Below are 14561 nucleotides of genomic sequence, written 5' to 3'. Positions count from 1 at the left end.
ATGACCGCTTTCAATGAACTGATGACCTTTCAGCGGGAAACTTCGGCTTTGGGCCAGATCGCCGGTCGGCTTGGCTGGGATCAGGAAACCGTCATGCCGCGCGGCGCAGCGCCACAGCGCGCCGAAGAAATGGCAGCTATCGAATCTGTCCTGCACGCACGTCGTTCTGATCCTCGTGTTGCCGAATGGTTGGATCAGGCCGCGCCTCAGGATGAGGTCGGCAAGGCGCAGATGCGTGAAATCCGGCGCGCATATGATCGCGCGGTGAAGGTGCCTGCCGATCTGGCGACGGCGATCGCCCGTGTGACGTCCGCTGCGCAGGGAAAGTGGGCGCAGGCGCGCGCGGACGAAGATGTCTCGGCCTTTCTTCCGGTTCTGGAAGAAGTCGTGTCGCTGAAACGACAGGAAGGCGAGGCGCTGGCGCAAGGGGGCGACGTATACGATGCCATGGTCGAAGATTACGAGCCCTACACGACCAGCGCACAGATTGCGGATATCTTCGACCAGATGCGCCCACGACTGGTGGCCCTGCGCGCCGCTGTGCTGGAGCGGCCCGAGCCCGCTGCCCTGAACCGCAGTTTTGATGAGCAGACCCAGATGCGTCTGACACAAAAACTGGCGATCGCCTTTGGCTATGACCTGAACAATGGCCGCGTGGACAAGGCGGTTCACCCGTTCAGTTCAGGCAGTGGTCTTGACGTCCGCATCACCACGCGAACCAGCGAAACAGACCCGTTCAATTGTTTCTATTCCACCATTCACGAGGTGGGCCACGCCGCCTATGAACAGGGGATCGACAGGAAATACCTGCTGACACCGCTCGGCTCTGGTGTGTCGATGGGCGTGCATGAAAGTCAAAGCCGGATCTACGAAAACCAGTTGGGTCGGTCGCGGGCCTTTACCGGTTGGTTTTTCGAACAAATGAAAGAGGCGTTCGGCGATTTCGGCATCGCCGATCCGGATGCGTTTTATGCGACGGTCAACCGCGTGCATAACGGCTATATCCGCACCGAGGCGGATGAGGTTCAATACAATCTGCACATCATGTTGCGGTTTGATCTGGAACGCGCGCTGATGGCCGGAGACTTGCAGGTCGGCGATCTGGAAGCCGCCTGGAATGATCGGTTCAAGGCGGATTTCGGTTATGTGGTCGACAAGCCCTCGAACGGTTGTTTGCAGGATGTGCACTGGTCGGTTGGGCTGTTCGGTTACTTCCCGACATACTCGCTCGGCAATGTCTATGCTGGGTGCCTCTATCAGGCTTTGCGCGGTTCAGAGCCCGATCTTGATGCGCAACTGGCTCGCGGCGACACCACCGGCGCAACCGGCTGGCTGCGTGAGCATGTGCAGCAGCATGGCGGCCTTTATGCACCGCGCGAGGTGATAGCCCGTGCAAGCGGCATCGAGCCCGGACCGGACCCATTGCTAACCTATCTTGAGGCCAAGTTCGGCGCGCTCTACGATTTGTGAGTTTCCGAATTGCCTCCCAAGCGTTAGAATCGGTGCACCGATACCATCGCCTGGGAGGCAACGATGACCGGAAAAGCCCGCAAGAAAGCCAGTGATTTTGATCCGCGTATCCTCGAGATATTCGACGGATATGTGCACGGCACGATGTCCAAGCGTGAGTTCATCTCAAAAGCCGGTAAATACACGGCTGCCGGAATGACAGGCGCAATGATTCTGGACCAGTTGCAACCCAATTACGCCTGGGCGCAACAGGTGGCCCCGGACGATCCCGCGATCCAAACCATGGTGGTCGCATATGGCAGCCCGGATGGGCATAGCGAAACCAGCGGCCTGATGGCGATGCCGGCAAATGCCGCGGGTAAACTGCCAGCGGTACTGGTCGTGCACGAGAACCGGGGTCTAAACCCATATATCGAGGACGTTGTGCGCCGCGCGGCCAAGGCCGGTTTCCTTGCTTTTGGACCTGATGGGTTGTCCCCCCTTGGCGGCTATCCCGGTACTGATGAAGAAGGGCGAGAAATGCAGCGCTCTATGGACCGGGAAAAACTGATGGCGGATTTTTTCGCGGCTTTTGAGTTCTTACGTGATCACGAACTTTCGACAGGAAAGGTTGGTGCTGTCGGCTTCTGCTATGGCGGAGGTGTTTGCAACGCGTTGGCCGTAGCCTATCCGGACCTTGCGGCCTCGGTGCCATTCTACGGTCGGCAACCACCAGCAGAAGATGTTCCGTCCATCGAAGCACCTCTTATGATCCACTATGCCGGTCTGGATGAGCGTATCAACGCTGGATGGCCTGCATATTCAGAGGCGCTGAAAGCCAATCAAAAGAAGTTCAGCGTGCACTTCTATCCGGACGTCAATCACGGTTTTCACAACGATACGACGCCCAGGTATGACGAAGCCGCGGCAAATCTGGCTTGGAGCCGGACCATCGCTTTTTTCAATGCCTACCTGACATGAACCGGAACCCGGGAACCGTCGAACCGGTGCCCGGGGTTACTGTCATTCTTCCTCGTCGGCTTGGTCGGCGATCCAGGCGACGCTGACGACTTCTTCGCCCTTGCCGGTATTGAATACCTTCACGCCACCTGCGGAACGTGAGCGGAAAGAGATACCATCGACCGGCACCCGGATAGATTGGCCTTTCGATGTGGCCAGCATGATCTGATTGTCGATCTCGACCGGGAAGGATGCAACCAAGTCCCCGCCGCGCATGGCCTTGTCCATCGCCGCCACACCCATGCCGCCACGTCCGCGCACAGGATAGTCGTGGCTTGAACTCAACTTGCCTGCACCACCAGCGGTGATAGTGAGGATAAGGTTTTCGGCAGCCGACATCTCGGCGTATTTTTCCTGGCTGAAATCGCTGCTTGCTGCGGCTTCCTCGTCTTCACCAGCGTCTTCTTCGGTAAGCCCCGCGACCGCACGCCGCATCTTGAGATAGGCCACACGATCTTCGGGTGTCGCCTCGAAATGACGGATCACGGACATCGACACGACGCGGTCACCGTTGGTCAGCCTGATCCCTCGGACACCTGTGGATTCGCGCGAGTTGAAGACACGCACGTCAGTTGTCCGGAAGCGGATCGCGCGGCCGGAATTGGTGACCAGCATCACGTCTTCGTCTTCCGAACAGATGCGCGCATTCACCAGTTCAATGCCGTCGGGCAGCTTCATGGCAATCTTGCCGTTGCGCCGGACATTGGTGAAGTCCGACAACCGGTTACGACGCACGTCACCTGCGCTGGTGGCAAAGACGATCTGGAGGTTTTCCCATTCCTCGTCCGGTACATCCACGGGCATGATCGCGGCGATGGAAACGCCAGTTGGGATCGGAAGGATGTTGACGATGGCCTTACCTTTGCCGGTGCGCCCGGATTGGGGCAAGCGCCAGGTCTTGAGCTTGTAGACCATCCCGTCCGTCGTGAAGAACAGCAGCTGTGTATGGGTGTTTGCAACGAAGAGGTTGGTCACAACGTCCTCTTCCTTGGTCTGCATCCCCGACAGGCCCTTGCCACCGCGTTTCTGGGCGCGGAAATCTGCCAGCGGCGTGCGTTTGATGTACCCGCCCGAAGTGACGGTCACGACCATGTCTTCACGCTCGATCAGGTCTTCGTCTTCCATGTCACCGGACCAGTCGACGATCTCAGTGCGGCGGTCGACCGCGAACTGTTCACGCACGCTGCGCAGCTCATCAGCGATGATGCCCATGATCCGTTCGCGTGAGGACAGAATATCAAGGTATTCCTTGATCTTGGCCGCCAGTTCTTCCAGCTCGTCCGTGACCTCTTTGACGCCCAGTTGGGTCAGGCGTTGCAAGCGCAACTCCAGAATGGCACGGGCCTGAACCTCGGTCAGATTATAGGTGCCATCGTCATTCATCTTGGACAGAGGATCATCGATCAGGCGCAAATAGCCTTCGATGTCGGAGGCAGGCCAACGGCGGGTCATCAGTTTTTCGCGGGCCTCGGCGGCGTCAGCAGACGACCGGATCGTTGCGACCACTTCATCGACATTGGACACCGCCACAGCCAGACCACACAAGATGTGGCTGCGTTCGCGCGCCTTGCGCAGGTCATAGGCCGTACGGCGGGCAACGACATCTTCACGGAAGTCGATGAACGAGGTCAGGAACCGGCGCAGGGTCAGCTGTTCGGGGCGGCCACCATTCAGCGCCAGCATATTGCAGCCAAAGGAGGTCTGCATCGGCGAAAAGCGGTAGAGCTGGTTCAGCACCACCTCGGGCGTCGCATCGCGCTTGAGCTCGACCACAACGCGTACGCCGTTGCGGTCGGATTCGTCCTGTACATGGGCCACGCCTTCGATCCGCTTCTCGCGAACCGCCTCGGCGATCTTTTCGATCATCGCGGCCTTGTTCACCTGATAGGGAATCTCGTCGACAACGATGGCATAGCGGTCCTTGCGAATTTCTTCCACTCGGGTCTTGGCGCGGATGATGACGCTGCCGCGGCCCTCCAGATAGGCCTTGCGCGCACCTGAGCGCCCAAGCATCACGCCACCAGTTGGAAAGTCGGGGCCGGGGACGTATTCGATCAACTGTTCTGATGTAAGGTCGGGATCGTCGATCAGCGCCAAAGTCGCATCGACCACTTCGCCAAGGTTGTGCGGCGGAATGTTTGTCGCCATCCCCACGGCGATACCTCCGGCACCATTGACCAGCATGTTCGGGAAACGGGCCGGCAGAACTGTCGGTTCCCGGTCCTTGCCGTCATAGTTGTCCTGAAAATCGACCGTTTCTTTTTCGATATCAGCCAACAGGGAAGCGGCGGGCTTGTCCATCCGCACTTCGGTATACCGCATAGCCGCTGGGTTATCGCCGTCCATCGAGCCAAAGTTGCCCTGACCATCCAGCAGCGGCAGCGACATCGAGAAATCCTGCGCCATCCTCACCAGTGCGTCATAGATCGCACTGTCACCATGCGGGTGATACTTACCCATCACGTCGCCCACCGGGCGTGCCGATTTGCGGTACGCCTTATCGTGCGTGTTCCCCGTCTCGTGCATTGCATAAAGGATACGCCGGTGCACCGGTTTTAGCCCGTCGCGCAAATCAGGGATCGCGCGGCTGACGATGACCGACATGGCATAGTCCAGATAGGACGTGCGCATTTCGGATTCGATGGAAACCGTCGGGCCGTCATAGACTGGGCGCTCGGGCGGGGTTTCATCCATGTTTTCAGGAATTTCTGGCGTATCGCTCACGTAAACTGCCCGTGTCTTGTTCTGGGTCTATATCTTGTGGGTGTATCTTATCAGACCCGGCACATAAGGTGCAAGCAAGCAGCGCCTTTACGGGGAAATTCCCCGGTAATACTCAAGTAACATATTGTTATATAAGTATTAGAAGGTTTTCGTGGTATCTTGAACAGGCCTTGTATCAAACAGGAGGTCTGCATGAATCCAAGCGAAACCGAATTGATGCTCAAGGGGTACGGGCTGACGACGGCGGAGTTTTTCTATCATATGCCAGACTATATCCACGTCTTGAACACGTTCATCTGGCAGGATTACGACCTTGCGCCGGATCATCCGAAATTGTTCAAATTCATCGACTTCTGGCAGCGCGAAATCGAAGGCCCGCTGCATTCTGTCAAATTCACCCACCGCAAAATGATCGCACCGGGTGAGTGGCGCAACATGGTAGGCGAGTTTCGTGTGAATTGAGCGAGGGGCAGGCGCAGTTTCCGTTAGTGCATGCTCTTCAAACAATGAACCGAAGCGGTCGGCGCGTGTCTGATGATGCGTCTGAAATGAAATCAGGAACTTCCTGACCCAATCAGCCAGAACAACTGGCGCCGCCCAGCACGCAGAATTTGGCACAGTGGGGGTGGTTCAGGTGAACGTCAGCCTCGGATTCGGCCAGAGAATGACCCATCTCGAATTCCGGCTCGTAGGGCAGCAGGGTGCAGGCCAACACGGCAGGCCGGTCAGCGCCTTTCCGTTTCACCACCATGCGGGCGCTGGCACACATCAATGCATCGGGTGACTTACTCAGTATTCCCCAGCAAGCCGTTGTAATCTCGGGTACTTCGACAGTTTCGTCCATCTCGGGAAACAGGACGGTCTGTGCCGGGTTATGCGGGTCAATGTCAAAGCCGTGCTCTGTAAAGAATGCGGCGTAACCCGCGCGACTTTCCGTGTCAGACTCATCCCAAACGGTGCGTCCGGCGACAGCCATGTTAAAGCCGTGATCGCGCAGCCACTTCATACCCGTCAGGGTTTTTTCAAAGCTTCCTTTGCCGCGTTCAAGGTCGTGCAGTTCTGCCCGGTAATGATCTACGGAAACACGCAGGGTCATCTTGTCATTGAATGTCTTTTGCAATGCCAGCAGCCCGTCGCGCATCTTGCGGCGCATCATCGGGGCCATCGCGTTGGTCAGAATCAGCACTTCGTACCCACGCTCCAGCGCGTCGCGTGTCATGTCGATCATCTCGGGGTTCATGAAGGGCTCGCCGCCCGTAAAACCAATTTCACGCACCGGCCAATTGCGGGCTTTGATCTGATCAAGATAGTCACGAACCTCGTCCGCAGTGATATAAACCAGCGCGTCATTGGTCGGGCTGCTGGCGATATAGCAGTTGACGCATTCAATATTGCACAGCGTGCCGGTATTGAACCACAGCGTCTGAGGGTTGGTAAGGGAAACCTTTGCGCGGGTCTGGCCGTCGGCCGTTACCAGTTTACGCTGAAACTTGCCGACATTGGCAAGCTGAGGGGCGTTGTCTTTCATTCCCACATCCGGTTCGTTGAAGTTGTCGAACTGATCTAGCCCTTTGTCGCGGATTTGATAAGTCTGGCGCAGGGGTTCTGACAGAGTTTTGAACAGTGAGATTTATTAAGCTTTGGTTGCGCTAACATTGGACATGTCGGAAGGGTCAGGGTAAGGACAACTCATGGTTTCACGTGTCATCCCTGTTGATCCATTTGATCTGATCATTTTCGGCGGCACCGGTGATCTGGCGCAGCGCAAAATCCTGCCTGCGCTTTACCGTCGGTATTGTGCGGGTCAGTGGCACGAGGATGCCCGGATAATAGCAGCCGCGCGTGCCGGTCATTCGGCGGATGATTTTCGTAACATGGTTGCTGCGTCGCTGCATCGGCACGCTTCGGAACGGGCGCAGGATTCGCAAGCCCTGAACCGTTTCCTGCAAAGGGTCGACTATGTATCGCTGGATGCCCTGACGAAGGATGGTTGGGATGTACTGGGCGAAAAACTCTCGCCCGACCGGGTTCGCGCTTTCTATTTCTCGGTCGGTCCCAGCCTGTTCGGGCCATTGGCCCAGCGGGTTAGGGCGTATGATCTGGTGACAGAAGAAACCCGTATCGTGGTCGAAAAGCCGTTTGGACATGATTTGGCAAGCGCACGGGACTTGAATGCTACGCTGGCCGCGCATTTTGATGAAAATCAGATTTACCGTATCGACCATTATCTGGGCAAGGAAACCGTCCAGAATCTGATGGCGGTCCGCTTTGGCAATATGCTGTTCGAACCGCTGTGGAACAGCCAGTATGTCGACCATATCCAGATAACGGTTGCGGAAACTGTTGGTGTCGCAGGGCGCGAAGACTATTATGAGCGGGCGGGTGCGATGCGGGATATGGTGCAGAACCACCTGATGCAGCTGCTCTGCCTGATTGCGATGGAACCTCCGGCCAAGTTCGATCCTGACGCAGTTCGGGATGAAAAGCTCAAGGTGATCCGGGCGCTTAATCCTGTTGAACCGCATCACATCGTGCGGGGGCAGTTTGCGGCCGGATCGGACGGGCCGGGATACCGGGACTGCGTTGGCAACCTGCGATCAACCACCGAAAGCTATGTGGCGTTAAAGGCCCATATCAGCAATTGGCGTTGGGCAGGTACACCGTTCTACCTGCGCACCGGCAAGCGTCTGGTGGCGCGCTCGTCGGTGATCAACGTGATGTTCAAGGACGCGCCGCATTCGATTTTCGGGGAAGAAGCGGGGCGTCACGCCAACACGTTGTCGATCCGGTTGCAGCCGAACGAGGGGATCACGCTGAAGGTGACGATCAAGGAACCGGGGCAGGGCGGGATGCGTCTGATCGATGTTCCCTTGGACATGAGCTTTGCCGAAGCCCTGGGCCCCGAAAATCAGGACCCGCCAGATGCGTATGAACGACTGGTGATGGACGTGATCCGTGGAAACCAGACCCTGTTCATGCGTGGGGATGAGGTTGAGGCCGCGTGGGCCTGGACCGATCCGATAATCGCCGGATGGTTGGCGCGCGGGGATGTGCCAAAGCCTTATGACAGCGGCAGCACGGGGCCGGGCGACGCTGAACTGCTGATGAAACGTGACGGACGCCACTGGCAAGGGATAAAGCCATGAAAATTCAGGAATATGCTGATCGCGAAATGCTTGCCATCGACGTGGCCAACGTGCTGGCGGGCGACCTTGAGGCCGCATTGCTGCACCATGATACCGTTGCAATGGCTGTTCCGGGGGGAACAACTCCGGGCCCCGTTTTTGACAGCCTGTGTGCTGCCGATCTTGAGTGGGATCGCGTGCGTGTGTTGCCCACGGATGAACGCTGTGTGCCAGCGGACCATGAGCGCTCGAACGAGCGTTTGATCCGCGAAAGGTTGCTGACCAACCGGGCCTCTGTGGCGCAATATATTCCGCTTTATGTCCCTGGTTCAGAACCTGAAGCAGCGTTGCCCGAAATCGAGTCACTGATTGCGCCGGTATTGCCATTGTCGGTGCTGGTGCTGGGAATGGGCGAAGACATGCACACGGCCTCATTGTTTCCGGGAATGGAAGGGCTGGACGAAGCTTTGCGCAGTGATGCCCCTACGTTGATCGTTGCCCGGACTGAAGTGCAGCCAGAGGCACGAATTTCCCTGACCGCTCCGGTCCTGGACGGGGCGCTGTCGAAACATCTGATCATCTATGGTCAGGCAAAACGCGCCGTTCTTGAAAAAGCTATGTCGCTACCGCCGGAAGAGGCACCGATCGCCGCGGTTCTTGGTGGCATGACCGTACATTGGGCGGAGTAAGGCAATGCATCTGGATGCTTTGAAAACACTGGCTCAGACGACAAGTGACCGTCGTATCCCTGACCTGTTTGCGACAGATGCAAACCGGGCCGAAGGATTTTCAGCCTCAACCGGGGATATGGTTTTCGACTATTCAAAGACACAGATTGATGATGCGGTGCGATCCGCGCTCATTCAATTGTGTGAAGAGGCTGGTCTGGCGTCTCGGCGTGATGCGATGTTTGCGGGTGAGAAGATCAACGAGACCGAAGGCCGCGCGGTGTTGCACACGGCCTTGCGCAACCTTGATGGCGGGCCGGTTGAAGTGGACGGTCAGGATGTCATGCCCGAGGTTCTGGACACGCTGCAAAGGATGCGCGTGTTCGCTGAAGAGGTGCGTGGCGGCGCCATCGCTGGGGCGGGGGGCAGCTTTACCGATGTGGTCAATATCGGCATCGGCGGTTCAGACCTGGGCCCGGTCATGGCCACGTTGGCGCTGGCACCTTATCACGATGGGCCGCGGGTGCATTACGTCTCGAATGTGGATGGGGCGCATATTGCGGACACGTTGCGGCAGCTTGACCCGACGCGCACGCTGGTCATTGTCGCCTCAAAAACCTTTACCACAATCGAAACGATGACCAATGCGCGCACCGCCCGCGCGTGGATGTCAGAAGGCGGCGGCGATCCGTTGCGCCAGTTCGCCGCCGTTTCCAGCGCTCTGGACAAGACGAAGGCCTTCGGTATTCCCGAGGCGCATGTATTTGGTTTCGCCGATTGGGTCGGTGGGCGTTATTCGGTTTGGGGGCCGGTCGGCTTGCCGGTCATGATTGCTGTTGGTTCAAACGCATTTGACGCGTTTTTACGCGGCGGGCAGGCGATGGACCTGCATTTCCGCTCGGCTGACTGGGATGAAAACATGCCTGTGATGCTGGCATTGGTTGGCATCTGGCATCGTCAGGTTCTGGGGCATACCAGTCGTGCGGTGCTGCCTTATGACCAGCGGCTTTTGCGTCTGCCCGCATATTTCCAGCAGTTGGAAATGGAATCGAATGGCAAATCCGTGGCGATGGATGGGTCGTCCTTGACCATGCCTTCAGGACCTGTCGTCTGGGGTGAGCCGGGCACCAATGGACAACACGCGTTTTACCAGCTGATCCATCAGGGCACAGATGTCATTCCCTGCGAATTCATGGTTGCGGCCGAGGGGCATGAACCAGAACTGACCCATCACCACCGTCTGCTTTTGGCCAATTGTCTGGCGCAGTCCGAGGCCCTGATGCGTGGCCGTTCGTTCGAAGAAGCGCGCCAACGCATGACGCAGCAGGGGTATCTGGGTGATGAACTGGACCGGCAGGCCCGGCACCGGGTTTTCCCCGGCAATCGTCCCTCGACAACATTGATTTACCCCAAACTCACACCGTTTGTGTTGGGTCAGATTATTGCGCTTTATGAACACCGGGTGTTTGTCGAAGGCGTGTTGCTGGGCATCAACTCTTTCGACCAGTGGGGGGTTGAGCTGGGCAAGGAACTGGCCAATTCGCTTGGCCCCATCGTGGATGGCGAAGAAAGCGCCGAGGGCAAGGATGGGTCGACCGCAGCATTGGTCGCCTACGCGCTGAAACACCGGGATTAGGCGACGGGATGTATTCCGCTACCGGTGTGGGTTGCATTCTTTTATTGTCAGACAATTAAATGATTGGCAGGGTTCCTTATAGGAAACGGCTGGACTGACGTGACGGGGAACACCCCTGCCTGTCTGTGCCAGACGGAACAGGCAGGGGCCAGGCAAGGTCCCGCCCATGACGGGAGGATGTCCATGCTGGGACAGATGATGACACAGCCTTTGCTGATTTCGTCGCTGATTGATCACGCACAGCGTTACCACGGTCAGACCGAGATTTTCTCGGTCGAAACGGATGGATCAGTGACAGAAACCAATTGGTCCGAGATAGCCGTGAACGCCCGGCGTTTGGCGTCGGCCCTGACGCAGCTGGGTCTGGAGCCGCAGGACAGGGTCGGGACGCTGGCCTGGAACAATCGTCGGCATCTGGAGATCTATTATGCCACCTCGGGTGCGGGATATGTCTGTCACACGGTCAATCCGAGGCTTTTTCCTGAACAACTGACTTACATTATCAACCATGCTCAGGATCGGGTGTTGTTCTTTGATGCAACCTTCGTCCCGCTGGTTGCTGCCTTGCACGGTGCGCTGACGGATGTTCGCCATTTTGTTCTGATGGGCCCCCGCAACGATGACGCTGCAGCAAAGATACCCGACCTGAAATTTTATGATGAGCTGATCGAAACCGGTGACGCGGCCTTTGATTGGCCTGAACTGGATGAAAACACCGCGTCAGGGCTGTGTTACACGTCGGGTACAACCGGCCATCCCAAGGGGGTTCTTTATTCCCACAGATCGACGGTCCTGCACAGTTTCGCGTCGAATACGCGCGACGTGATCGGCTTTTCGGCGATGGATGTCGTGATGCCCGTCGTTCCTATGTTCCACGTTAATGCATGGGGCTCGCCTTATGCCTGCGCCATGTCCGGATCGCGACTGGTTTTACCCGGCCCGGATTTGCATGGCGAGGCGCTGGTCAATCTGATCGACACCTATGGCGTGACGCTGGCCATGGGGGTGCCTACAATCTGGCAGGGACTGTTGGCGCATGCAGCCAAATGCGGGACGAGTTTGAAAAGCCTCGAACGGACCGTGATTGGAGGTGCCGCTTGCCCACCTTCGATGATGGAGACTTTCCGGAATAAATATGACGTCGATACGGTACATGCGTGGGGAATGAGCGAGATGAGCCCGCTTGGTACGGCCAACTACCCATTGGCCAAACATCTGGTGCTGCCGCTTGAAGAACAACACCTTATCCGTCTGAGTCAGGGTCGGCCACCGTTTGGGGTTGAACTGAAAATCGTGGATGATGACGGCAAAGATCTGCCACATGACGGTGAAACGCAGGGCGATCTGATGGTGCGGGGGCATTGGGTACTGGACAGCTATTTCCTGATGCAGGATCAGGATCTGTTGCAAGACGGTTGGTTCGCCACAGGCGATGTCGCAACGCTGGACACCGATGGTTACATGACCATTCGTGACCGATCCAAGGACATCATCAAGTCCGGAGGGGAGTGGATCAGCTCGGTCGAACTTGAAAACATCGCTGTTGCGCATCCGAAACTGGCAACTGCCGCCGTGGTCGGTGTTCCGCATCCGAAATGGGACGAACGCCCCTTGCTAGTTGCAGTAAGGGCTGATGGCGAGAATCCAAGCGAAAAGGAACTTCTGGCCTTTTTCGAAGGGAAAATTGCCAAATGGCAGATTCCGGAAAAGGTTGTTTTTGTTGACGCGCTGCCGCTGAACGCAACCGGAAAGGTGCTGAAACGCAACCTGCGTGCGGACTTCAAGGATGCCCTTGGGGGGTGAGACGCGATCTGGCGGGGTGAATTGGCTCCGGCGGTAGGGATCGAACCTACGACCAATTGATTAACAGTCAACTGCTCTACCGCTGAGCTACGCCGGAACTACGCGGCGTGTATCAACAGGCTAAGTGGAGGTCCAGACAAAAAGCGTCTTTTTTGACGGATTGCACACGTTCTTTCATCTGATATTGCAGAGCCTCCACGCAATCCATCCAATACAATGCGTTCATCGACCTTGTTGGTTCCTGATTGGTAACGCGGGTAACCGCTTCCTGCAAAACTCGGTTTTCAGGTGTTTTTCCTTTTTGACATACGGCTTGTTTGGAAGGGTTTACCAGCATTTGGCTTCGATGCTAGTTTGACCGAAAACACACGTCAGGACCTCCGCGACAGGCATTTCAGGCTATGCGAACTGACCGAAAAAAGGAATGAGTATGCGCAGAGCAGAGGGACACCCGTACCTGGAGATTCTAGACGGTATGCATCGAATGATGTTGCCGGATTGGTACTTGGAGATAGGGACACAAACTGGTCGTAGTCTTGCGCTGTCACATTCAAATTCTATCGCAATCGATCCCGAGTTTCGTCTTAACCAAGATGTGCTGAAAGGAAAAAGTCAACTATTGCTCATGCAGCAAACCAGCGACGATTTCTTTGCGTCCGGTTTTCTTGAAAACGCAGAAATAAATCTCAATCTCGCGTTTCTGGATGGCATGCATCTCTACGAGTTTCTGTTGCGCGACTTCTTCAATACCGAGCGTTACATGGCACCGGGTGGTAGAATCGTAATGCATGATTGTATGCCGTGGAATTCAAACATGGCGAACCGAGACAGACGAACAGTTAAATCACGTGCGTGGACTGGCGATGTCTGGAAAATTGTCCCCATCTTAAGGAAATACCGACCTGACCTTAAAGTTACACTATACGATGCGGCCCCGACAGGTTTGGTCGTGGTGGAGAACCTTGATCCTAAGAACAGAGTTTTGCAGGAGAATTACGATGATATCCGTCGTGTTTTCGACGGGATATCCGACTGTGAAACGACGGTAAACAGCTTTGAGATTACATCAACATCCAAGTCTCCTTGGGTTCGGAGGTCGGAAAAGCTGAATTTTGCAATTAAACTGCCAGTGCCAAGGCCGCGTGTTCAGGAGCGGTGGGGTGATTTCCATTTCGGCGTTGCACTCATGTCGGCTTTTCAGCGTGCCGGGCATCGTGCCCGTGTCCAGACTAGAAAACATTGGAACATAGTCGAAACCCCCGACGAGATTGATATTGTCTTAAAGGGTGGCGCTAGCTATGTGCCTGTACCTGGTCGGAGAACAGTTTTTTGGCTTATGTCGAAACCGGGCTTAACCAAAGATGAGATAGCCGGAGGAGACCATTTCTTTGTCGCTGGCAAACCAGCACTGGACGATGTTGCATCCCTTGTTGGGGTGGAGAAAACTTCCCTTCTCCCGCAAGCTTTCGATCCTGAGAAAATGGCACCACCAAAGGCTTTGGCTGATCGTGGGTCCGCAGTTTTTGTAGGTATTGCACGAGACGGAACCCGACCGATGGTACGGTTCGCATTGGATACAAATAACGAAATCCGACTCTGGGGAAACGGCTGGGAAAATACCGACGCGGAAGAATATTTTATGGGTGAAAGAGTGCCGAACGAGGAACTGTCCGAAGTGTATCGTACCGCGTCTGCAGTCCTCAACGACCATACGCGTGCAATGCAATCCGCTGGTTTCCCCTCAAACCGGATTTTCGATGCTCTGGCTTGCGCCGCTCCTGTAATCACTGATGATGTAGGCTGGTTTCCGGAAGATATTGCACCTTACCTCTACGTCGTTCGCAACAAAGAAGAGTTTTCTGAAGCAATCGCGGCTGCACAAAATGAGAGCCTGGACCGTCGTATGGAGCGGATCGCTTTCGCGCATCAGATGCGTCAGAACCACTCGTTTGACGTCAGAGCTGCTGCAATTGTCGAACGGGTCACTGCGCTTTGAGGTCAGGAGTTTAACTTTGACTTTTTTAAGTTCGATTGAAACCATGTACGCGATCGTTCTCACTGCAGTAACGCCATGTATGGCGCAAACTAAAGTCTGACGGATGTTCTGTTTCGCAGAGTGATACTGTTCCGAGTGGG

General features: G+C 56.2%; 10 protein-coding genes and 1 tRNA gene. 8 read left to right on the top strand and 3 right to left on the bottom strand.

What is annotated here, in order from left to right; translation table 11 throughout:
- Both ACR0BZ_RS05165 and yghX read left to right on the top strand, forming a co-directional pair.
- Nucleotides 1-1470, top strand: a complete 1470-nt coding sequence (locus ACR0BZ_RS05165) for a carboxypeptidase M32 (protein ID WP_480919626.1) — start codon at nucleotides 1-3, stop codon at nucleotides 1468-1470.
- A 63-nt stretch (nucleotides 1471-1533) separates the two neighbouring features.
- Nucleotides 1534-2430 carry a YghX family hydrolase gene (yghX, locus tag ACR0BZ_RS05160; protein WP_480919625.1) on the top strand — a complete coding sequence of 299 codons (897 nt, stop codon included), beginning with the start codon at nucleotides 1534-1536 and terminating at the stop codon, nucleotides 2428-2430.
- 42 nt (nucleotides 2431-2472) lie between these two features.
- Here yghX and gyrA read toward each other — a convergent pair whose 3' ends face one another.
- Entirely contained in the window at nucleotides 2473-5193 is a 2721-nt protein-coding gene (gene gyrA / locus ACR0BZ_RS05155) for a DNA gyrase subunit A (RefSeq protein WP_480919624.1), read from the bottom strand.
- Nucleotides 5194-5385: 192 nt separating this feature from the next.
- Here gyrA and ACR0BZ_RS05150 point away from each other — a divergent pair, with 192 nt between their 5' ends.
- The gene (locus ACR0BZ_RS05150) at nucleotides 5386-5655 is read left to right on the top strand and encodes an usg protein (protein WP_267366492.1); all 270 of its coding nucleotides are present in this window, start codon (nucleotides 5386-5388) and stop codon (nucleotides 5653-5655) included.
- 112 nt (nucleotides 5656-5767) lie between these two features.
- On the opposite strand, the gene ACR0BZ_RS05145 is transcribed toward ACR0BZ_RS05150, so the two are convergent.
- A complete protein-coding gene (locus ACR0BZ_RS05145) occupies nucleotides 5768-6721 on the bottom strand; it encodes a radical SAM protein (RefSeq protein ID WP_480919623.1) in 954 nt (317 codons plus the stop codon).
- A gap of 163 nt (nucleotides 6722-6884) precedes the next feature.
- Between ACR0BZ_RS05145 and zwf the strand changes: the two genes are divergently transcribed.
- The 4 genes from zwf to ACR0BZ_RS05125 all read left to right on the top strand — a co-directional run bounded on the left by zwf (nucleotide 6885) and on the right by ACR0BZ_RS05125 (nucleotide 12425).
- A complete protein-coding gene (gene zwf / locus ACR0BZ_RS05140; RefSeq protein ID WP_480919622.1) occupies nucleotides 6885-8339 on the top strand; it encodes a glucose-6-phosphate dehydrogenase in 1455 nt (484 codons plus the stop codon).
- Entirely contained in the window at nucleotides 8336-9007 is a 672-nt protein-coding gene (pgl, locus tag ACR0BZ_RS05135) for a 6-phosphogluconolactonase (RefSeq protein WP_267365520.1), read from the top strand. The genes zwf and pgl overlap by 4 nt, the downstream gene beginning before the upstream one ends.
- A gap of 4 nt (nucleotides 9008-9011) precedes the next feature.
- Complete coding sequence (pgi, locus tag ACR0BZ_RS05130; RefSeq protein ID WP_480919621.1) at nucleotides 9012-10622, top strand: glucose-6-phosphate isomerase; 1611 nt, start codon at nucleotides 9012-9014, stop codon at nucleotides 10620-10622.
- Between the two features lie 183 nt (nucleotides 10623-10805).
- Nucleotides 10806-12425: a long-chain-fatty-acid--CoA ligase gene (locus ACR0BZ_RS05125; RefSeq protein WP_480919620.1), complete on the top strand. Its 1620-nt coding sequence runs from the start codon at nucleotides 10806-10808 to the stop codon at nucleotides 12423-12425.
- A gap of 22 nt (nucleotides 12426-12447) precedes the next feature.
- Here the strand turns inward: ACR0BZ_RS05125 and ACR0BZ_RS05120 are convergent.
- Nucleotides 12448-12522, bottom strand: a tRNA-Asn gene (locus ACR0BZ_RS05120).
- A 333-nt stretch (nucleotides 12523-12855) separates the two neighbouring features.
- On the opposite strand from ACR0BZ_RS05120, the gene ACR0BZ_RS05115 reads away from it, so the two are divergent.
- On the top strand, nucleotides 12856-14421 hold the full coding sequence (locus ACR0BZ_RS05115) for a glycosyltransferase family protein (protein ID WP_480919619.1): 1566 nt from the start codon (nucleotides 12856-12858) through the stop codon (nucleotides 14419-14421).
- Nucleotides 14422-14561 lie beyond the last annotated feature (140 nt).

This window comes from Ruegeria sp. P8 (assembly GCF_056534665.1).
Note: the sequence above shows the minus strand (reverse complement) of the source record. Positions and strands in the feature narration are given on the sequence as shown.

What these genes read in the sequence shown, in the direction of transcription:
- ACR0BZ_RS05165 (WP_480919626.1), top strand. Translation starts at nt 1, where the DNA reads ATGACCGCTTTCAATGAACTGATGACCTTTCAGCGGGAAACTTCGGCT.
- yghX (WP_480919625.1), top strand. Translation starts at nt 1,534, where the DNA reads ATGACCGGAAAAGCCCGCAAGAAAGCCAGTGATTTTGATCCGCGTATC.
- ACR0BZ_RS05145 (WP_480919623.1), bottom strand. Translation starts at nt 6,721, where the DNA reads ATGAAAGACAACGCCCCTCAGCTTGCCAATGTCGGCAAGTTTCAGCGT.
- pgi (WP_480919621.1), top strand. Translation starts at nt 9,012, where the DNA reads ATGCATCTGGATGCTTTGAAAACACTGGCTCAGACGACAAGTGACCGT.
- ACR0BZ_RS05115 (WP_480919619.1), top strand. Translation starts at nt 12,856, where the DNA reads ATGCGCAGAGCAGAGGGACACCCGTACCTGGAGATTCTAGACGGTATG.
- zwf (WP_480919622.1), top strand. Translation starts at nt 6,885, where the DNA reads ATGGTTTCACGTGTCATCCCTGTTGATCCATTTGATCTGATCATTTTC.
- ACR0BZ_RS05150 (WP_267366492.1), top strand. Translation starts at nt 5,386, where the DNA reads ATGAATCCAAGCGAAACCGAATTGATGCTCAAGGGGTACGGGCTGACG.
- ACR0BZ_RS05125 (WP_480919620.1), top strand. Translation starts at nt 10,806, where the DNA reads ATGCTGGGACAGATGATGACACAGCCTTTGCTGATTTCGTCGCTGATT.
- pgl (WP_267365520.1), top strand. Translation starts at nt 8,336, where the DNA reads ATGAAAATTCAGGAATATGCTGATCGCGAAATGCTTGCCATCGACGTG.